Genomic DNA, 19935 nt, shown 5'->3' with positions numbered 1-19935 from the left:
GGATTCCCTTTCAGTCAGAGGTCGGAAAAGTCGATGTCACGCCACAGCTGCGCGGGAAAGCCGGCGAAGGCCAGCAAGGCGGGCAGATGGGCAGGGAAGTTCTGGAAACCATGGTCGCCGCCGGCCTCGATGCGCAGGGCGCAGGCGCGGTAGTAGCGCTCCGCCTGACGGTAGTCGAGGGTTTCGTCGGCCGTCTGCAGCCAGACCTGATAACGGGCAGGATCCTGCGGTGGCGGCACTTCCAGTTCGGCCAGCGCCTGCACGTGCTCCGTCGTCAGCTCCCAGGTTTCGTCGCTGTAGTAGTTCTTCTGCGGGCCGAGCCGCCCATCGAACAACCGGTGCGGGGCCACCGCGGGGTTGATCAGCACGGCTTTCAGGCCGTGGCGCTCGGCCAGGTGGGTCGCATAGTAGCCGCCCAGGGAGCTGCCGACCAGCACTGGGCGCCCGAGCTCGGCGATGGCCGCCTCCAGCTGGACCATGGCCTGGCGCGGATGATGGTGCAGTGCCGGCACCCGCAGACACCCGGCCAGCCCCAGGCGCTGCATGAGTGCGCTGAGCTGGCGCGCCTTGTGGGACGCGGGCGAGCTGTTGAAACCGTGGATATAGAGGATGCTGGGCTGGGGCTTGGACACTCGGCTTCCTGGCAAATCGAGGGAAAGTTGTACTTCTTGCCGTGCCGCGGCGCGAAGGTCAATAACCCCTGACGCCGTAGTCCACTTCGAAGTCGATGCCCGTGACCCGCGAAACCCCGGTGTCCAGACTGCCGTCGGGGTTCAGGCGCAACCAGCGGTAGCCCGGCGCTTCGCAGCTGACGCAGAAGTCCTCGCTGCCTGGCGCGAACTGCACGCAGGTGGAAGGCGACGCCAGCAGGCGTACGCCCTTGCGGACCTGGTCGAACTCCTGGTGGACGTGGCCCCAGAGCAACGCACGTACGCGCGGATAGCGATCCAGCACGGCGAACAGCGCGTCACTGTTGCGCACACCGATGGGGTCCATCCAGGCGCAGCCGATGGGCACCGGATGGTGGTGGAAACTGACCAGCACATGGCGCTCCCCGGCACCGATCAGGGCCTGCTCCAGCAGTTGCAGCTGCTCGGAGGGGAAATGGCCGGGCACGGCGCCGGCTATGGTGGAGTCCAGCAGCACCAGGCGCCAGCGGGGGAAGTCGACTATGGGCTCGAGGGTGGCGGTAGCGGCGCAGACCTCGCGCATCACCGGCACTTCGTCATGGTTGCCGGGAAACCAGCGGGCCGGCGCCGGAATGCCTCCGACCAACTCGCGGAAACTCCTGTAGGAATCGGCCGATCCGTCCTGGGAGAGGTCGCCGGTAGCCAGCACCAGGTCGATACGCGGCTGCTCCTGCAGCACCTGTTCGATCACCTGCCGCAGGCTGTCGCGGGTATCCATACCCAGCAACTTGCCGTCTGCCTCGGCGAACAGGTGGCTGTCGGAGAGCTGCACCAGCAGCACCGACTCGTCAGCGGCTTGGGGGAGTGGTCTGGGCAAGGCCTTCTCCTTGGGCGGGATGTCCAGATTATGGTTGCTGCACGCGCAAAGGGTAAACCCGCGAAACGGGAATGGTTCACAGTTGGTGGAAGCCGATCGCCAGCAGCCGGCTAGAGGACGACGGGTTCGAGTTCGTGACCGCAGGCCAGGCAGTGGCTCAACCATTCGCCGAGGAAGAGGTTGAGCTGGCTCTTCTCGTCGGGCTGATGCATATCGGCGTTGGGATAGGGATACACGCTGCGCAGGCGACGTGCATTCTCGGCACCGACCACTTCGGCCATGCGTGCGTCATGGTAGACCCGCACCTCCAGCTGCGGCGACGGCAGCCAGGGCAGGCTGTACTCCTGGCGCACCTGCAGGGTGGTGGTGTAGGGGCAGGCCTCGACCACTTCCAGGGCCAGCACACCGAGCAGGCGCTCGCCCTGGCTCAGCGCGACGCGCCGGGAACCGCGCACCTCGCGCATCTGCGGGAGCAGACGCATCAGGCGCGCGTAGTTCGCCTCACAGGCTGCCTGCAGCCCGATAAGGTCGACCCGGTAGCGATCGCGCAACAGATTCACGTCCACAACCCCCTGACTTCGGTACGATTCAGTGCCAGCCACTGCAGGGCCAGCATGCTCGCGGCGTTATCCAGGCGCCCTTCACGCATCAGGGCCAGGGCATCTTCCAGCGCCAATACGTGCACGCGGATATCCTCGCCCTCCTCCGCCAGCCCGTGGACACCGCCCGCGCCGCTGCTGTCGCAGCGCCCGAGGAACAGGTGAACACGCTCGTCGGAGCCCCCTGGTGAAGGATAGTAAGTGGTGATCGGCCATAGCGAAGTCAACTGCAGATCGGCCTCTTCGACGGCTTCCCGACGGGCGACATCCTCCGGCTCCTCGTCCTTGTCGATCAACCCGGCTACCAGCTCCAGCAGCCAGGGGTTTTCGCTCTTGCCGAGGGCGCCGACGCGGAACTGTTCGATCAGCACCACCGCATCCCGCTGCGGATCGTAGGGGAGCACGCAGACAGCATCATGACGGACGAAGAGTTCCCGATGGATGACCGGCCCCATGGCACCGGAGAACAGGCGATGGCGCAGGCTCAGGCGGTCCAGGCGGTAGAAACCCTGGAAGCAGGTCTCGCGCTCGACCATCTCGACAGCGTCGGGGCCCGGCTTGAAGGATTCGGTCATGGCAAGGTCTCACTTGGCTGCGGAAGGCTTCGATCCGCGCATCCTACCCCTTGGCCACGGGCTGCGCAGCCTCTTTGCAGATGGATCGCGGGCTGGGAAGATGCGCGGCGAAATAGCGCTGCGTCGCGCCCGAACTCATGGCTGCGGCGGCAGTCGAAGCCTGCACTTTTCCGGAAACTCCCCTGAAGATGAAGCCGAAGTCCCTCGCCAGACTCCTCGCCACCGCCAGTCTCGGCGCCCTGCTCAGTGCCTGCCAGATGCTGCCCGGCGGCAGCGACAGGCTGGAACCCCAGCGCCACGCCTGGGAGCATCTCAAGCCGGGCTGCCAGGGCGACAGCTGCCCGCTGGTGAACATCGACACCATCAGTTTCGACGGCGAGCCCGAGCTCAACGCCCTGATCATGCGGCGCCTGCTGCAAATGACCCAGGATTCCCCCGGCGCGCCGCTGCCGGCATCCCTCGAGTCCTACGAGAAGGACTTCCTCGCCAGCGCCAGTCCGGGCTGGAGCAGCTACCTCCAGGCCAAGGTGCTGGAGCAGCACGACAAGCTGGTGCTCATCGAACTGTCCAGCTACCTCTTCACCGGCGGTGCCCACGGCATGCCCGGGCGCGGCTTCATCAACTACGACCGCAAGCTGGAAAAGACCCTGGGCCTGGGCGACATGCTGCTGCCCGGCCAGGAAGACGCCTTCTGGAAGGTGGCCGAACAGGCTCACCGCCGCTGGCTGGCGACCAACAAGCTCGACCAGGACCCGGACTTCATCAAGACCTGGCCCTTCGAGCGTACCGCCAACATCGGCCTGGGCTACGGCGCCATGCTGCTCAAGTACGACGTCTACAGCATCGCGCCCTATTCCAGCGGCCACCCGGAGCTGCGCATCCCCTACCCGCAACTCAACGGAATATTGAAGCCGCAGTATTTCCCCGGGCGCGGCTGAAGCGCCCCAGCAGGAACTGCAGGCCGCCCGCGGCCAGCAGCGCCGGCAGGGTCGCGCCCAGTTCCGGCCAACGGTTGGCCAGCAGGTGGTAGATCGCCACGCCGCAGGCCCAGGCCAGCAGGGTGTCCCAGCGCAACGCCACACGGGGCGCCAGCTCGGCACGGCGGCGACGCAGGATGAAGTGATCCACCAGCACCACGCCGAACAGCGGCGCGAACACCGAACCGATCAGCAGCAGGAAGTTCTGGTACTCGGCCAGCGGCGCGAACCAGGCGATCAGGGTGCAGAGCACACCGATGACCAGCGCCAGCTGCTCCACCTTCAGCGGCAGCAGGATGCCGCTGGAGACCGCCGCCGAGTGGATATCGGCGAAGGCCTTCTCCGATTCGTCCAGCAGGATCAGCAGCAGCGGGATGCCCATGCCGGCGCCCGCCAGGGCCAGCAGCAGGGCGTTGGCATCACTGCCCTCGGCGAAGGCCAGGGTGTAGGCCACGCCCAGGCCCATCAGCCACAGGCAACCGATGAAAAAGCCCAGCGCCGAACCTGCGAAGACCCCGCCGCCACGCCGGCCGAAACGCGAGTAGTCGGCGATCAGCGGCAGCCAGGACAGCGGCATGGCGATGGCGATGTCGAAGCCCAGGGCGAAGGACATGGAACCGTCACCGGCGCGCGCCATCAGGGCCCCGAAGTCCGCGCGGTGCAACAGGTCCCAGGTCAGCCAGAGGCAGGCGCCCAGCAGCAGCCAGATGCCCCAGCGGCGCAGGATGCGGCGCACGAAGGCGAGTGGGCCGGCCACCGCCAGCAGGGTGGCCAGGGCGCCGAACACCAGGGTCCAGAGAGTGGGCGAGGTCAGCGGGCTGCCTTCCCCCAGGCCGCGCGCCACCAACAGGCCAGCGGCGTCGCGCATCACGATGATCTCGAACGCGCCCCAGCCCACCAGTTGCAGCAGGTTGAGGAAGGCCGGCAGGCCCGCACCGGCCGAGCCCAGGCTGAGCTTGAGCGAGGCCATGGCGGCGAGGCCCGTGTCGCTGCCGATCATCGCGGCGCCACCCAGCAGCAGCACGCCGACGCCGGTGCCGAGGAGGATCGCCAGCAGCGCGTCGCTGGCGCCCAGGCCCGGCGCCAGCAGGGCACCGGTCTGCAGCACCATCAGGCCGAGACCGAGGGAGAACCAGAGGGAAAACAGGTCGCGCGTGCCGAGAACGCGCTGGTCGAAGGCGACCGGGAGGGACGGCGAATAGTTGGGCGGGGTGTTCACGATGGCAGATGTCCTTGTGGACTGTTGTTATCGGGTTATCCACAAACCGGAAAGCCGGGCACAGGGCCCGGCTTCCAGCGTGGGTGTGACAGGTCAGTGCCTGTTCACGGTCTTGCTACAGACGTTCACACCTGCTTGTAGATCACCGAACCTTCTTCCTTGAAGCGCCCCGACTGCTCGGCGAAGCCTGCCTCGATGGCCTTCTGCTCATCGGTCAGGCCATTCTCCTTGGCATAGTCGCGGACTTCCTGGGTGATCTTCATGGAGCAGAACTTCGGCCCGCACATGGAGCAGAAGTGCGCCACCTTGGCCGAGTCCTTCGGCAGGGTCTCGTCGTGGAAGGCGCGGGCGGTGTCCGGGTCCAGGCCGAGGTTGAACTGGTCTTCCCAGCGGAACTCGAAGCGTGCCTTGGACAATGCGTTGTCGCGGATCTGCGCGCCCGGGTGGCCCTTGGCGAGGTCGGCGGCGTGGGCGGCGATCTTGTAGGTGATGATGCCGGTCTTCACGTCGTCCTTGTTCGGCAGGCCCAGGTGCTCCTTCGGCGTCACGTAGCAGAGCATGGCGCAACCGAACCAGCCGATCATGGCGGCGCCGATGCCGGAGGTGATGTGGTCGTAGCCGGGGGCGATGTCGGTGGTCAGCGGGCCGAGGGTGTAGAAGGGCGCCTCGTCGCAGCATTCCAGCTGCTTGTCCATGTTTTCCTTGATCAGGTGCATGGGCACATGGCCGGGGCCTTCGATCATGGTCTGCACGTCGTGCTTCCAGGCGATCTTGGTCAGCTCGCCGAGGGTTTCCAGCTCACCGAACTGCGCGGCGTCGTTGGCGTCGGCGATGGAGCCCGGACGCAGGCCGTCGCCCAGCGAGAAGCTGACGTCGTAGGCCTTCATGATTTCGCAGATTTCCTCGAAGTGGGTGTAGAGGAAATTCTCCTTGTGGTGGGCCAGGCACCACTTGGCCATGATCGAGCCGCCGCGGGAGACGATGCCGGTGACGCGCTTGGCGGTCAGCGGCACGTAGCGCAGCAGTACGCCGGCATGGATGGTGAAGTAGTCCACGCCCTGCTCGGCCTGCTCGACCAGGGTGTCGCGGAACAGCTCCCAGGTCAGGTCCTCGGCGATGCCGCCGACCTTCTCCAGGGCCTGGTAGACCGGCACGGTGCCGATCGGTACCGGCGAGTTGCGGATGATCCACTCGCGGGTCTCATGGATGTGCTTGCCGGTGGACAGGTCCATTACGGTGTCCGAGCCCCAGCGGATGCCCCAGGTCAGCTTGGCCACTTCTTCCTCGATGGAGGAGCCCAGGGCCGAGTTGCCGATGTTGCCGTTGATCTTCACCAGGAAGTTGCGGCCGATGATCATCGGCTCCAGTTCCACATGGTTGATGTTGGCGGGGATGATGGCGCGGCCGCGGGCGATCTCCTCGCGGACGAACTCCGGGGTGATCTCTTTCGGGATGGCGGCGCCGAAGCTCTGCCCCGGGTGCTGCTCGTTCAGCAGGCCGGCGGCGCGTGCCTCGGCCAGCTTCATGTTCTCGCGGATGGCGACGTATTCCATCTCGGGGGTGATGATGCCCTTCTTGGCGTAGTGCATCTGCGTGACGTTCTGGCCGGCGCGGGCTCTGCGCGGGTTGCGCACATGGGCGAAGCGCATGGCCGACAGCTCGGCGTCGGCCAGGCGGCGCTGGCCGAACTCGGAGGTCAGGCCCGGCAGGCGCTCGGTGTCGCCGCGGTCCTCGATCCAGGGCGAGCGCACGTCGGCCAGGCCTTTGCGCACATCGATGCTGACATTCGGGTCGGTGTAGGGGCCGGAGGTGTCATAGACGGTGACCGGGGCGTTGATCTCGCCGCCGAAGGCGGTGGGGGTCACGTCCAGGCTGATCTCGCGCATGGGCACGCGGATGTCCGGGCGGGAGCCCTGCACATAGACTTTCTGCGAACGGGGGAAAGGCTGGATGGATTGCTGGTCGACCTGGGCGCTTTCACTCAGGTTCTTTTGTTGTTTTACGGTCATCGGCTGGCTCCTGGGGATGATGTCGGAGCGAACCTGAAGGTAGAGTGCACCTGGACCGGTGCCGAGAGGGACCTCCCGGACTTCGGGCTTGGGAGGCACATCTTGTTCCCTACGCAGGCCTTAACCTGATCAGGTTCAACGGGATCCGGAACTGTCCGATCTCAGCCTCCGACTCGAGGCACCCCGACAAGAACTCGCGCAGTCTAAACAAGCTCGGCGGAGAAAACCAACCCGGTGGTCAGAATAAGGTGACCGCCTCGTCGGGAAATGACGACCCGCTGCCAACGGGAATCGATTGTTGCAGGCAGGCAACATAGCTTGCCGCAAACTACACTGAGGCCGCCGAGGCGGCGTCTTGACCCGCCCCGAGCGGCCCCGTAGCCTTGCCCGACACCCCAGAATCCAGGATTGATCATGCTGCGCAGACTCTCGCTGGCCATCGCCGTGGCTTCCGCCTTCGCCGGAACCGCCTGGGCCGAAGATGCCCCCCTGTCAGCCAAGACGGACCTCGTGACCGTCTACAAGGACGCCGTCGACAACAACGCCGACCTCGCCGCCGCCCGCGCCAACTATGAAGCGCTGCGCGAAGCGGTGCCCCAGGCGCGCTCCGGTCTGCTGCCGCAGATCAATGGCGGCGCCACGGCGAATGACACCCGCACCAAGCTGGACGAGCCCTCCGAGACCTTCTCGCGCAGCGGCATCGCCTACCAGGCGACCCTGAGCCAGCCGATCTTCCGCGCCGACCGCTGGTTCCAGCTGAAGGCCGCCGAGTCGAGCACCGAGCAGGCCGCCCTGGACTTCTCCGCGACCCAGCAGAACCTGATCCTGCAGACCGCCGAAACCTATTTCTCCGTGCTGCGCGCCCAGGACAACCTGGCCTCGACCAAGGCCGAGGAAGCGGCCTTCAAGCGTCAACTGGACCAGGCCAACGAGCGTTTCGACGTCGGCCTATCGGACAAGACCGACGTGCTCGAAGCCCAGGCCGGCTATGACACCGCCCGCGCCAACCGGATGATCGCCGAGCGCAACGTGGAAGACGCCTTCCAGGCCCTGGTGACCCTGACCAACCGCGAATACGCCTCGATCGAGGGCATCCTGCACACCCTCCCGGTGGTCGTGCCCGCCCCCAACGACGCCAAGGCCTGGGTCGACACCGCCGCCCAGCAGAACCTCAACCTGCAGGCGGCCAACCACGCCGTCGATGCCGCCGAGGACACCCTGCGCCAGCGCAAGGCCGGCCATGCGCCGACCCTGGACGCGGTGGCCAGTTACCAGAAAGGCGACAACGACAGCCTCGGCTTCAGCAACACCGGTTCCAACGTCGGTCAGGCGCCCTTCAGCGGTGACGTCGAACAGCGCAGCATCGGCCTGCAGCTGAACATCCCGATCTACAGCGGCGGCCTGACCAGCTCCCAGGTGCGCGAGTCGTACCAGCGCCTGAACCAGACCGAACAGCAGCGTGAAAGCCTGCGCCGCACCGTGGTGCAGAACACCCGCAACTTCCACCGCGCGGTGAACACCGACGTGGAGCAGGTGAAGGCGCGCAAGCAGTCGATCATCTCCAACCAGAGCGCCCTGGAAGCCACCGAGATCGGCTACCAGGTGGGCACCCGCAACATCGTCGACGTGCTCGATGCCCAGCGCCAGCTGTACAGCTCGGTGCGCGACTACAACAACGCGCGCTACGACTACATCATCGACAACCTGCGCCTGAAGCAGGCCGCCGGCACCCTGAGCCCGGGCGACCTGGAGGCCCTGGCCGGGTTCCTCAAGCCCGACTACGACCCGGACAAGGACTTCCTCCCGCCGGACCTGGCGAAGGCGGCGGAAGCCAGCCTGCAGGGCAACCCGGAGTACTGAGGGTCGCTGCAAACGAAAAGCCCGGCACCTACGCCGGGCTTCTTGTTTTCGTATGGATAGCGCTTTTCCTATCCACCAGCGGCGCTCGGCATGACTCCGATGGTGGATCGATGAAGCGTGATCCACCCTACGAACGCATTCGCACAGCTACATCCTCGGTGCCACGCCTCAATCGCGAATGAATTCGCTCCTACTTCGCCGCCCAGGCGTTGAAGCGCTGCTCCAGGTCCTCGCCATGGTCGGTCCAGAACTCCACGTCCATGGACAAGGCCTGGGCGATGTTCTGCGGCGCGCTGGGCAGCCAGCCGGTCAGGGCCGGGTCGAGACGATCGAAGGTCTGCTGGTTGACCGGCCCGTAGGGAATGCGCTTGACGTAGTCGGCCTGGTTCTCCGCCTGGTTGATGAAGGCGATCAGCTGGTGGGCACGCTCGACATGCTTCGAGCCCTTGATGATGGCCCAGTAGTCCATGCCATAGAGGCTGTCCGGCCAGACCACGGCGAAGTTGTGCCCCTCCTGGTGGGCCGCGGCGATGCGGCCGCTGTAGACCGAGGTCATGGTCACATCGCCGGCCGCCAGCCACTGCACCGGCTGGGCGCCCGCCTCCCACCACTGGATATGGGGCTTGAGCTGGTCCAGCTTGGCGAAGGCGCGCTCCACCCCGGCCGGCGTGGCCAATACCTTGTAGACATCCTCGCGCCTGACCCCGTCGGCCAGCAGCGCGAACTCCAGGTTGTACACCGCGCGCTTGCGCAGGCCACGCTTGCCGGGGAAGCGCTTGACGTCCCAGAAATCCGCCCAGGATTTCGGCGCCTCGGCCAGCTTGCCGGCGTCATAGGCCAGGGCCACGCTCCAGACCATGGTGGCCGAGCCGCACTCCTGGGCCGCGTCGGCGATCAACTGGTCGGCGCCACCGATACGCTGCCAGTCGAGCCGCTCGAACATGCCCTCCTCGCAACCGCGCACCAGGTCCGGCGCCTCGATCTCCACCAGGTCCCAATCGACGCTGCCGGTATCGGCCATCACCTTGATCCGCGCCATTTCGCCGTTGTACTCGCCCTCCGCCAGGGAAGCACCGCTGGCCTTGGCGAAGGGTTTGAAGAAGGCGTCGCTCAAGGCTTTCTGCCCTGCCCCGCCATAGCCCACCACCACCATGCTGTCCGCCGCCTGGGCGGCTCCCAGGGTGGAGGCCAGGGCCAATCCGGCCAGCCAGGGCGCGATGGAAGGGAGGTTCTCGATGTTCAGGCGAGGGACGAACGAATGCCGCATGGTGCTTCTCCTCTTGTTGTTGTCATGAAGCGCGCCCTGCTCGGGGCTGACTCGAAACTAGTCAGGACCAAGTAAAAAAACAAGTTGATTTTTTACTGATGGTAAATTTTCATGGCGCAACAAGAACAAGCGGGACCACCAGGTCCACAGGAGCCCCCATGTCCACTGCACATCAGCCAACGCCGGCCTTCCCGCACCTCTTCGAGCCCCTGGAAATCCGCGGCAAACGCCTGAAGAACCGCATCATGTCCAGCGGACACGACACTTCCATGCCCGCCGACAACCTGGTCAACGAGCAGCTCATCGCCTACCACCGCGCCCGCGCCCGGGGCGGTGTCGGCCTGATCGTGCTGCAGGTGGCCGGGGTCCACGACAGCGCGCGCTACACCTCCCATGTGCTGATGGCCACCGACGACGCCTGCATCGAGGGCTACCGGCGCCTGGCCGAGGCCTGCCATGCCGAAGGCACCCTGGTGCTGTCGCAGGTCTTCCATCCGGGGCGGGAGATCATGGAATCCAGCGATGGCCTGCTGGCGGTGGCCTGGTCCGCATCGGCCTCGCCCAATGAACGTTTCCGCGTCATGCCGCGTGCACTGGACCAGCCGATGATCGACGAGATAGTCGCCGGCTACGGCGCCGCCGCCCGCCGCCTCTGCGAGGCCGGGCTGGATGGCGTGGAGATAGTCGCCAGCCATGGCTACCTGCCGGCGCAATTCCTCAACCCGCGGGTGAATCGCCGTACCGACGGTTACAACGGCGACCTCGACGCGCGCCTGCGCTTCCTGCGCGAAGTGATCCAGGCGGTGCGCGCCAGCTGTTCGCGGGACTTCATCGTCGGCCTGCGCATTTCCGCCGACGAGCGCGATCCGGAGGGCCTGACCGAGGACGAATCCCTGGCCGCCGTCCTGACCCTGCAAAACGAGCTGGACTACGTGCACCTGGTGGCCGGCACCTCCGCCTCCCTCGGCGGCGCCATCCACATCGTCCCGCCCATGGCCATCGAGGCCGCCTACCTGGCCCCCACGGCGGGCAGCTTCAAGGCGCGCCTGGACATCCCGCTGTTCGTCACCGGGCGGATCAACCAGCCCCAGGAAGCCGAAACCATCCTCGCCCGTGGCCAGGCCGACGTCTGCGGCATGACCCGCGCGCTGATCTGCGACCCGCAGATGCCGAACAAGGCCGCCGCCGGCCGCAGCGACGACGTGCGCGCCTGCATCGCCTGCAACCAGGCCTGCATCGGCCACTTCCACCGCGGCTATCCGATCTCCTGCATCCAGCACCCGGAAACCGGCCGCGAACTGACCTACGGCCAGCCCAATCCGGCGGCCCGGCGCAAGCGGGTGATGGTGGTGGGCGGCGGTCCGGCAGGGATGAAGGCCGCCGCCGTGGCAGCGCAGCGCGGCCACGAGGTGACCCTGTTCGAAGCCGGCGGCCAACTCGGTGGTCAGGTGCTGCTGGCCCAGCAACTGCCCCGGCGCGCGGAGTTCGGCGGCGCCGCCACCAACCTGCAGCGGGAGATGGAACTGGCCGGCGTGACGGTGCGGCGCAATGTGCGGGTCGACCGCGCCCTGGTGGAGCGGGAGCATCCCGACCTGGTGATCCTCGCCACCGGAGCCAAACCTTACTGGCCGCCCTTCGAGCGCGGCGGTGAACTCCAGGTGGTGGACGCCTGGCAGGTACTGCGGGACGAGGTCCGGCTGGGCCGTTCGGTGCTGGTCACCGATTGGCGCGGCGACTGGATCGCTCCCGGCATCGCCGAACGCCTGGCGCGCGATGGCCACCAGGTGCGCCTGGCGGTGAACGGCCCCCATTGCGGCGAAAGCCTGCCACTCTATGTGCGCGACCAGATGGCCGGCGAGCTGCACAAGCTGGGTATCCAGGTCATCCCCTATGCCCGTCTCTACGGCTGCGACGACAGCACGGTGTATATGATGCACGCCGCCTGCGGCGAGCCGATGCTGTTCGAAGAGGTGGACAGCCTGGTGCTCTGCCAGGGCCACCAGCCGGTGGACGAGCTGGGCACCGAACTGGAAGGCCTGGTGGAGTTCCGCCGCATCGGCGACTGCCTGGCGCCGCGCACCGTGGAGGAAGCCATCTACGAAGGACTGAAGGTGGCCTGGGACATCTGAGTGTCGTCGGTGATCGCGGCTGCAATACAATGCCGCGATCCCAAGTCCCATGGAGGGAAGCATGAGCCCCAGCCAGCCATCGCCGAACGCCAGCGCCGAGAGCCAGTTCCTCGGCACACGCATCCGCGCGCTGCGCAAACGCCGGGGCATGACCCTCAGCGAACTGGCCGAGCAGAGCAAGCTCACGGCCGGCTACATCAGCCAGCTGGAACGCAACCTGGCCTATCCGTCGATTCCGGCGCTGTTCAATATCGCCCGCAGCCTGGGGGTGACCATCCAGTGGTTCTTCGCCAGCGAGGCCCCCACCAGCGACGCCGACCGTGGCTACGTGGTGCGGCGCAACGCGCGTACCAGCCTGCATTACGAGGACGGCATAACCGACGAACTGCTCAGCCCGCAGCCGCTGCGCCAGCTGGAAATGCTCCACTCGCGCTTCCCGCCCGGCACCTACAGCGAGGAGAGCTACAGCCACGAAGGCGAAGAGGCCGGCTATGTGCTCAACGGCGAATTCGAGCTCTGGGTCGGCGAGCGCCACTTCCGCCTGCAGGAAGGCGACAGCTTCAGCTTCTCCAGCCAGGAGCCGCACCGCTATGGCAACCCGGGGGAGAAGGATGCGCTGATTCTCTGGGTCATCACCCCGCCGACGTTCTGAGCCCCTGATGGGGCCTCATCCTGTAGGGGCGAATTCATTCGCCAAGCAGGCCGAAGGTCTGCCCTGCGGAATCCCATTGGGGTAGCTGCGCCACCCTTGGCGATTGAAATCGCCTCTTCTACAAATGAGATTCCCGCCAGTTGCTATGCCAGCAACCGTGCAATCCCGCCCAGCAACCGCTCCAGCGCCCCCTGGTTGGCCCTGAGCACGCCCAGACCAGCCTCGTGCATGGCGGCCGCGCGCTTCGGCTCGGCCCAGAGCCCGCCCACCTGCTCGGCCAGTTCCCCGGCATCGGCCACCTCGGCCAGCGCCCCGGCGCCCCGCAACCGCGCGGCGATCTCGAGGAAGTTGAACAGGTGCGGCCCCGAGAGCACCGGTTTGCCCAGGGCCGCCGGTTCCAGCAGATTGTGACCGCCATTGGGCACCAGGCTGCCGCCGACGAAGGCGATGTCCGCCAGGGCATAGAGGAACAGCAACTCGCCCATGGTGTCACCCAGCAGCACCGAGTCCGCCGCCGTTACCGGCGCGGCCGTGGAACGACGCACGGTGGCCAGACCTTCACGGCGACAGAGTTCGAACACCGGACCGAAGCGCTCCGGGTGGCGCGGCACCAGGATCAGCAAGGCATCGGGCCGCTGCGCCAGCAGGCTCTTGTGGGCAGCGAGGATGACCTCGTCCTCCCCGGCATGGGTGCTGGCGGCTATCCACACCGGACGTGAACTGGCACCCCACTGCGCGCGCAGCTCGGCGGCACGCGCCGGCAGGGCCGGATCGATGCGCAGGTCGAACTTGATCGAACCGGTCACGCCCACGCATTCGGAGCGGGCCCCCAGATTGCGGAAGCGCTCGGCCTCGGCCTCGGTCTGCACCGCGATCCAGCTCAGCTCCGCCAGCATGGGAGCGGTGAGCTTGTGGAAACGCGCATAACCCCGGGCCGAACGCTCGGACAGGCGGGCGTTGGCCAGTACCACCGGAATGCCGCGACGGGCGCACTGGTGGATGTGGTTGGGCCACAGTTCGGTCTCCATGATCACCGCCAGCCGGGGCCGCGCACGGTCGAGGAAGCGCGCCGCCGCCCAGGGCAGGTCATAGGGCAGGTAGCAGTGCTGGACACGCCCGCCGAACAGGGCCTGGATGCGCTCCGAGCCGGTGGGGGTCATGCAGGTGATGGTGATCGGCAGGTCCGGGTGACGCTCCAGCAGGGCGCGGACCATGGGGGCGGCGGCGATGCTCTCGCCCACCGACACGGCATGGACCCAGATGCCGCCGGGTTTTAGCGGCGGCAGGCCGAAGGCGAATCGCTCACCAATGCGCCGCGCGTAGGCCGGCGCGCGCCAGGCCCGCCAGGCCAGGCGCAGGGCCACCAGCGGCAGGCCGAGATGGAACAGCAGGGTATAGAGGGTACGGTTCATGGGCGCGGAGCTTAGCCTGACTCGCTGTCCATTGGCACCCTGCTCAACCCATGGCCTGCAGATGCTCGGCCAGGCTGTCCGCCAGCCAGAGCGCCGCCGGCCCCAGGGCCTCGTCGCGGCGGCAGACCAGCTCCACCACCAGCGAGGGCGGCGTCCAGTCGCTGCGCAACTCCACCAGTTGGCCCTGGTAGCCCGGGTACTGGGCCACATGGCGCGGCAGCCAGGCCCAGCCGAGGCCGCGCATCAGCAGTTCGGCCATCACGTAGAAGCTGTCGGCGCGCCAGACCTGCGGACCGATCTGCTCGCCGCCGGGGTAGTGGCTGTCCTGGGGCGCCATGAGCACCTGGCGATGGCGCGCCAGCTCATGGCGGTCGGCGTAGGACTGCGCGGCGAGTGGGTGACCGGCGCCGCAGACCGTGACCATCTCGATGGTGCCCAGGCGCTGGCGTTCCAGGGCATCGGGCATGCCCTCGAGGTGAAACAGCAGGCCGAGGTCGGCGCGGCGCTCCAGCAGCTTGCGCGCCACGTCGCCCTGGGCGCTGCTGGCCAGCTGCACCTCCAGCAGCGGGAAGGCGCGCCCCAGCGCTTCCAGGCTGGCCAGCACCGGCTGGTAGGGCATGGCCTCGTCCAGGGCCAGGCGCAGACGCGCTTCCTCGCCCCGCGCCAACCCCAGCGCCCGCCCCTCCAGGCGCTGGCACTGGCGCAGCACCTCGCGCGCCTCCTCCAGCAGCGCCGTGCCCGCCTCCGTGAGGCGCGGCTGGCGTCCGCTGCTGCGCTCGAACAGCTGTACCCCGAGGTCCTCTTCCAGCAGGGCTATGCCGCTGCTCACCGCCGACTGGGCGCGACGCAGCTGGCGCGCGACCGCGGAAAAGGACTGGCCTTCGGCCACGCCGACGAACAGGCGGATCTGCTCCAGGTTCCATTGCATGACGGGCCACCTATCTCAAAAACAGATGGGTAATGACTTTATCCCATCGCCCGAACTCTTAGAATCCACCCCATCGCACAGGAGGCCCGACCATGACCGGCTACATCTATCTCGCCATCGCCATTGCCGCCGAAGTCATCGCCACCACCTCGATGAAGGCCATCGACGGCTTCAACAAGCCCCTGCCCCTGATCCTGGTGATCGGCGGCTACGCCATCGCCTTCTGGATGCTGACAATGGTGGTGCGCAGTATTCCCGTGGGCATCGCCTACGCCATCTGGGCGGGCCTGGGCATCGTCCTGGTGAGCATCGCCGCCCTGGTGCTCTACCAGCAGAAGCTGGACGCCCCGGCCATGTTCGGCATGGGCCTGATCGTCTCCGGCGTGGTGGTGATCCAGCTCTTCTCCAGCAGCACCGGGCATTGAGCGGCCTGTTGCCGCAGCAGCACCGACGGGGGCGCTATACTGCGCCCCTGTTTTTTTCTAAGGCGCCTGCAACCCATGGCCGAATCCCTTTCCACCGATGTGCTCATCCTGGGCGGCGGCATCGCCGGCCTCTGGCTCAACGCCCGCCTGCGCAAGCAAGGCTTCGCCACCCTGCTGGTGGAGACTGCCAGCCTGGGTGGCGGGCAGAGCGTGAAGTCCCAGGGGATCATCCACGGTGGCGCCAAGTACGCCCTGCACGGTGCCCTGACCGGCGCTTCCGAGGCCATCGCCGACATGCCGCGCCGCTGGCGCGAGGCCCTGGCCGGCAGCGGCGAGCTGGACCTGTCCGGCGTGCGCCTGCTGTCCGATGCGCACTACCTCTGGTCTCCCGGCACCCTGGCCGGAAACCTCACCAGTTTCTTCGCCAGCAAGGCGGTGCGTGGCCGTGTCGACCAGGTCAAGGGCGAGGCGCTGCCGCCGGCCCTGCAGCACCCTAAGTTCAAGGGCAAGGTCTATCGCCTGGCCGAGCTGGTGCTGGACGTGCCCAGCCTGATTGGCCGGCTGGCAGAGCTGGCCGGCGATGGCCTGCTGGCCGCCCGCGAGATCGAACCCCTGCGCGAAGACGGCCAGCTCAGCGGACTGCGCATCGACGGGCGTGAGGTACGCGCCCAGCGCATCGTCCTCAGCGCCGGCGCCGGCAACGAGTCCCTGCTGCGGGCGATCGGCCTCGAACAGCCGGCCATGCAGCGCCGCCCGCTGCACATGGTGATGCTCAAGGCGCCCAGCCTGAAACCGCTCTACGCCCACTGCCTGGGCGGCGGGCCGAAACCGCGCATCACCGTCACCAGCCATCCGGCCGCCGACGGCCAGTGGGTCTGGTACCTGGGGGGCGACCTGGCCGAAGCCGAGGGCGTGGCCCGCAACGAGGCGGAGCAGATCGCCGCCGCCGAACAGGAACTGCGCCAACTGGTGCCCTGGATCGACCTGTCCGCCGCCCAGTGGGCCACCCTGCGGGTGGATCGCGCCGAACCGGCCCAGAGCGGCCTGGTGCGGCCGGACAACGCCTTCCTCAGCGAACAGGGCCGCCTGCTGGTGGGCTGGCCGACCAAACTGGCGCTGGCTCCGGACTTCGCCGACCGCGTGCTGGCAGCCTTCGAGCGCGACGGCCTGCGCCCGGCGGCGAACCCGCCGCTGCCCCCCCTGCCCCGCCCGCCGGTGGCGCAACCCGTCTGGGAGGAACTGCTGGGATGAACAGCCTGCACGAGCTCCACCGCCCCCTGGGCGACACCGGCCTGGTGGTCTCCCCACTGGGCCTGGGCACCGTCAAGCTGGGCCGCGACCAGGGGGTGAAGTACCCCTCGGGCTTCACCATTCCCGATGACTTCGAAGCCCGCCAATTGCTGGCCCTGGCCCGCGACCTGGGGATCAACCTGATCGATACCGCGCCGGCCTACGGCCGCAGCGAGGAACGCCTCGGCCCGCTGCTGCGCGGCCAGCGCCAGGACTGGGTGATCGTCAGCAAGGTGGGCGAAGAGTTCGAGAACGGCCTGTCCCGCTTCGACTTCAGCCCCGAACATACGCGATTCTCCGTCGAACGCAGCCTGAAACGCCTGGAAACCGAGTACATCGACCTGGTGCTGGTGCATTCCGACGGCAACGACCTGGCTATCCTCCAGCGCAGCGGCGTCTACGAGACCCTGGCCGAACTCAAGCAGGCCGGCAAGATCCGCGCCTACGGCCTGTCCGGCAAGACAGTGGACGGCGGCCTGCTGGCCCTGGAGCAGGGCGACTGCGCCATGGTCACCTACAACCTCGTTGAGCAGGGCGAGAAACCGGTACTGGACTTCGCGCTGCAACAGAACAAGGGCATCCTGGTCAAGAAAGGCCTGGCCAGCGGGCATGCCTGCCTGGGCACGGGCGTGGACCCAGTGCGCGCCAGCTTCGAACTGATCTTCGGTCATCCCGGGGTGACCAGCGCGATAATCGGGACCATCAATCCGCTGCATCTGTCCCATAATGTCGCGACGGCCGCCGCAGTGATCGGGGGTCATCGCTAGAGCCCCTAGACCAGAAGGAGCGGACATGCCGAGAATCCTCGCCCGCAAGGATCCCAGCGCTTTCAAGACCCTTCCGTTGCATGTCGAAGCCAGCTCCGAGGCCCTGAGCTACCAGAGCCTCGGTCGGCCGCTGAACTTCACCCAGATGCTGGAGCGCCGCCGCCCGGTGCAGGTGAACGACAACCGGCGCTTCGCCGTGGAACTGGCGAACCTCGGCGTCTCGGTACGCCTGACCCTGAATCTGCACGGCCGCGACTACTGGCTGCTGGTGCGCCAGCGCCGGCAGGACCGCGGCGACACCGTGCTCAAGCTGATATCCGGCTACGTCCCGGCCCATGAGCTGAACCTGCCGCTGCTCACCGCCATCCAGGAAGTGGCCGAGGAATGCCTGATCGAAACGCCGGAAGGCTGGCTCGCCGGGCGTTTCGCCGACACCTGGCTGCCAACGCCCTACCAGCGCCAGCTGCGTTACCGCGAGGCCAGTCACTTTCGCCTGAGCCCGCTCTCCGGTGCGGCGCGGCCGGTGCACAACGGCAAACTGATCCTGCTGGAGCGGCCCGAGGCCTATGTCCACCTGCCCACCGCGTCCCTGCAACTGGTCTACGACCTGCGCCTGGAACTGCCGCGGGACTGCCACCAGATCAGCCTCTTCCATGTCGACGAAGTGCTGCAGGACCGCGAACTGGTGGCCCAACTGGAACGGCGACGGCCGGACATCTATCTGCTACCGCTGCACCAGGGCCTGCCCACCGGCGAATTACTGACCCTGCGCAATGGCGAATTCAGCGCCGCCAGCACGCGTGGCCTGTGGCTCTCGGAGAGCTTCGCCGAGCAGGACGGCTGGCTGGTCCATGACGAGCGCGTGCGCTGGCGGGACTGGCTGGCGCGAGTGGGGACGGCCCGACCGATGGGAAAGCGGATGGCCGGCTGAAGCACCGGGAGCGCAAGGCGCCCCGGCAGGAGTAAATGTTCACGCGCGGCCTCGGGCCCCTGGAAGATAGCTTCCCGTAGGGTGCGCCGCGCGCACCGAACTCGATGCGCCGAGTCCGCCGATACCTCGGTCTGGTGCGCATGGCGCACCCTACGCGACTGAGCGCAACGGGTCCGACAGGCTCATCTGAGCTCGCTCGAGGTCTTGCCCAGCAGCCGCCGCGCCACGATCAGCAGCTGGATCTGCTGGGTGCCTTCGAAGATGTCGAGGATCTTCGAATCCCGCGCCCATTTCTCCAGCAGTTCGTCCTCGCCGTAGCCCAGGGTACCGGCCAGCTCCACGCACTTCAGGGTGACCTCGTTGGCCACGCGCCCGGCCTTGGCCTTGGCGATGGAGGCCTCCTTGGAGTTGGGCACGCGGTTGTCGGCCATCCAGGCGGCCTTCAGGGTCAGCAGGCGCGCGGCCTCCCACTCGGCCTCGAGGCGCAGGAGCGTGGCTTCGGCGTGGCGCACCGACAGCAGCGGCGTGCGGTAGTCGAAGCGGCAGCCGGCCTTGCCCAGCAGCTCACGGGTGCGGTCCAGCGCCGCCTTGGCCAACCCCACCGCCATCCCGGCCACCAGTGGCCGGGTGTTGTCGAAGGTCTCCATGACCCCGGCGAAGCCCTTCTGCACATCGATCCCGGCATCGCCCAGCAGGTTGGCGGCCGGCACCCGGCAGTCGTTGAAACTGATGGAGGCGGTGTCCGAGGCCTTGATGCCGAGCTTCTTCTCCAGGCGGGTGACGGTCATGCCCGGTGTGCCCTTCTCGACCACGAAGGACTTGATGGCGGCGCGCCCCAGGCCCCGATCCAGGGTGGCCCAGACCACCACCGCATCGGCGCGTTCGCCGGAAGTGACGAAGATCTTCTCGCCGTTGAGCACGTAGTGGTCACCGTCCTTCACCGCCGTGGTGCGGATGGCCGCCGAGTCGGAACCGCAGCCGGGCTCGGTGATGGCCATGGCGGCCCAGGTGCCGCCAAGGCGCTCGAGCTGCTCTTCATTGGCCACCGCGGCGATGGCGGCATTGCCCAGGCCCTGGCGCGGCATGGCCAGCAGCAGGCCGACATCGCCCCAGCAGAGCTCCATCACCCCGATCAGCGCCGACAGGTTGCCGCCGTTGCGCACAGCTTCCTCCGCCCCATGGCCGCGCTTGCTCGCCGAACCGGCACCGACGGCTTCCGGGGAGCCGGCGTTCATGCCATCCAGCAAGGCGGCGAGCAGGTCCAGCTCGCGCGGATAGGCATGCTCGGCCTTGTCGTACTTGCGCGACAGCGGTCGGAAGTACTGAGCGGCCACCTGATGGGCCTGTTCGCCCAGGAGGCGGAGTTTCTTCGGGATTTCCAGGTTCATG

General features: G+C 67.4%; 18 protein-coding genes and 1 riboswitch. Of the genes, 8 read left to right on the top strand and 10 right to left on the bottom strand.

Going from position 1 to position 19935, the window contains the following annotated elements; all coding sequences use genetic code 11:
* Positions 1 to 14: 14 nt before the first annotated feature.
* From ACFPU0_RS14975 to ACFPU0_RS14960, 4 genes are all read right to left on the bottom strand, one after another.
* The gene (locus ACFPU0_RS14975; RefSeq protein WP_377693892.1) at positions 15 to 632 is read right to left on the bottom strand and encodes a YqiA/YcfP family alpha/beta fold hydrolase; all 618 of its coding nucleotides are present in this window, start codon (positions 630 to 632) and stop codon (positions 15 to 17) included.
* Between the two features lie 58 nt (positions 633 to 690).
* Positions 691 to 1506, bottom strand: a complete 816-nt coding sequence (gene cpdA / locus ACFPU0_RS14970; RefSeq protein WP_377693891.1) for a 3',5'-cyclic-AMP phosphodiesterase — start codon at positions 1504 to 1506, stop codon at positions 691 to 693.
* Between the two features lie 110 nt (positions 1507 to 1616).
* The gene (locus tag ACFPU0_RS14965; protein ID WP_377693890.1) at positions 1617 to 2072 is read right to left on the bottom strand and encodes a DUF1249 domain-containing protein; all 456 of its coding nucleotides are present in this window, start codon (positions 2070 to 2072) and stop codon (positions 1617 to 1619) included.
* A complete protein-coding gene (locus ACFPU0_RS14960; RefSeq protein ID WP_377693889.1) occupies positions 2063 to 2680 on the bottom strand; it encodes an NUDIX domain-containing protein in 618 nt (205 codons plus the stop codon). Before ACFPU0_RS14960 ends, ACFPU0_RS14965 begins: the two co-directional genes overlap by 10 nt.
* A gap of 188 nt (positions 2681 to 2868) precedes the next feature.
* On the opposite strand from ACFPU0_RS14960, the gene ACFPU0_RS14955 reads away from it, so the two are divergent.
* Positions 2869 to 3618, top strand: a complete 750-nt coding sequence (locus tag ACFPU0_RS14955; RefSeq protein ID WP_377693888.1) for a DUF3298 and DUF4163 domain-containing protein — start codon at positions 2869 to 2871, stop codon at positions 3616 to 3618.
* Here the strand turns inward: ACFPU0_RS14955 and cytX are convergent.
* Positions 3575 to 4876 carry a putative hydroxymethylpyrimidine transporter CytX gene (gene cytX, locus ACFPU0_RS14950; protein ID WP_377693887.1) on the bottom strand — a complete coding sequence of 434 codons (1302 nt, stop codon included), beginning with the start codon at positions 4874 to 4876 and terminating at the stop codon, positions 3575 to 3577. The genes ACFPU0_RS14955 and cytX overlap by 44 nt on opposite strands.
* A gap of 125 nt (positions 4877 to 5001) precedes the next feature.
* Entirely contained in the window at positions 5002 to 6885 is a 1884-nt protein-coding gene (gene thiC / locus ACFPU0_RS14945; RefSeq protein WP_377693886.1) for a phosphomethylpyrimidine synthase ThiC, read from the bottom strand.
* A gap of 89 nt (positions 6886 to 6974) precedes the next feature.
* A riboswitch (TPP riboswitch) is annotated at positions 6975 to 7081 on the bottom strand.
* Positions 7082 to 7299: 218 nt separating this feature from the next.
* On the opposite strand from thiC, the gene ACFPU0_RS14940 reads away from it, so the two are divergent.
* Positions 7300 to 8745 (top strand): TolC family outer membrane protein, encoded by a 1446-nt coding sequence (locus tag ACFPU0_RS14940; RefSeq protein WP_377693885.1) that lies wholly within the window; start codon positions 7300 to 7302, stop codon positions 8743 to 8745.
* Between the two features lie 190 nt (positions 8746 to 8935).
* Here ACFPU0_RS14940 and ACFPU0_RS14935 read toward each other — a convergent pair whose 3' ends face one another.
* Positions 8936 to 10012 carry a polyamine ABC transporter substrate-binding protein gene (locus tag ACFPU0_RS14935; protein ID WP_377693883.1) on the bottom strand — a complete coding sequence of 359 codons (1077 nt, stop codon included), beginning with the start codon at positions 10010 to 10012 and terminating at the stop codon, positions 8936 to 8938.
* Between the two features lie 158 nt (positions 10013 to 10170).
* On the opposite strand from ACFPU0_RS14935, the gene ACFPU0_RS14930 reads away from it, so the two are divergent.
* Positions 10171 to 12141 (top strand): FAD-dependent oxidoreductase, encoded by a 1971-nt coding sequence (locus ACFPU0_RS14930; RefSeq protein WP_377693882.1) that lies wholly within the window; start codon positions 10171 to 10173, stop codon positions 12139 to 12141.
* A 61-nt stretch (positions 12142 to 12202) separates the two neighbouring features.
* Entirely contained in the window at positions 12203 to 12793 is a 591-nt protein-coding gene (locus ACFPU0_RS14925) for a cupin domain-containing protein (protein ID WP_377693881.1), read from the top strand.
* 143 nt (positions 12794 to 12936) lie between these two features.
* Here the strand turns inward: ACFPU0_RS14925 and waaA are convergent, their stop codons facing one another.
* Positions 12937 to 14205: a lipid IV(A) 3-deoxy-D-manno-octulosonic acid transferase gene (waaA, locus tag ACFPU0_RS14920; protein ID WP_377693880.1), complete on the bottom strand. Its 1269-nt coding sequence runs from the start codon at positions 14203 to 14205 to the stop codon at positions 12937 to 12939.
* Between the two features lie 43 nt (positions 14206 to 14248).
* On the bottom strand, positions 14249 to 15133 hold the full coding sequence (locus ACFPU0_RS14915; RefSeq protein WP_377693879.1) for a LysR family transcriptional regulator: 885 nt from the start codon (positions 15131 to 15133) through the stop codon (positions 14249 to 14251).
* Between the two features lie 92 nt (positions 15134 to 15225).
* On the opposite strand from ACFPU0_RS14915, the gene ACFPU0_RS14910 reads away from it, so the two are divergent.
* From ACFPU0_RS14910 to ACFPU0_RS14895, 4 genes are all read left to right on the top strand, one after another.
* A complete protein-coding gene (locus tag ACFPU0_RS14910) occupies positions 15226 to 15558 on the top strand; it encodes a DMT family transporter (RefSeq protein WP_377693877.1) in 333 nt (110 codons plus the stop codon).
* A 75-nt stretch (positions 15559 to 15633) separates the two neighbouring features.
* Positions 15634 to 16809, top strand: coding sequence for an NAD(P)/FAD-dependent oxidoreductase (locus ACFPU0_RS14905; protein ID WP_377693876.1), 1176 nt, complete (start codon positions 15634 to 15636; stop codon positions 16807 to 16809).
* Positions 16806 to 17615 (top strand): aldo/keto reductase, encoded by an 810-nt coding sequence (locus tag ACFPU0_RS14900; protein WP_377693875.1) that lies wholly within the window; start codon positions 16806 to 16808, stop codon positions 17613 to 17615. Before ACFPU0_RS14905 ends, ACFPU0_RS14900 begins: the two co-directional genes overlap by 4 nt.
* Before the next feature lie 25 nt (positions 17616 to 17640).
* Entirely contained in the window at positions 17641 to 18546 is a 906-nt protein-coding gene (locus tag ACFPU0_RS14895; RefSeq protein ID WP_377693874.1) for a metal ABC transporter ATPase, read from the top strand.
* Positions 18547 to 18728: 182 nt separating this feature from the next.
* Here the strand turns inward: ACFPU0_RS14895 and ACFPU0_RS14890 are convergent, their stop codons facing one another.
* Complete coding sequence (locus ACFPU0_RS14890; protein ID WP_377693873.1) at positions 18729 to 19934, bottom strand: acyl-CoA dehydrogenase family protein; 1206 nt, start codon at positions 19932 to 19934, stop codon at positions 18729 to 18731.
* Position 19935: the final 1 nt, after the last annotated feature.

The organism is Pseudomonas sp. GCM10022186, assembly GCF_042656385.1.
Classification (GTDB): Bacteria; Pseudomonadota; Gammaproteobacteria; order Pseudomonadales; family Pseudomonadaceae; genus Metapseudomonas.
The sequence above is the reverse complement of the archived record's forward strand: the minus strand, read 5'-3'. Positions and strand labels throughout refer to the sequence as shown.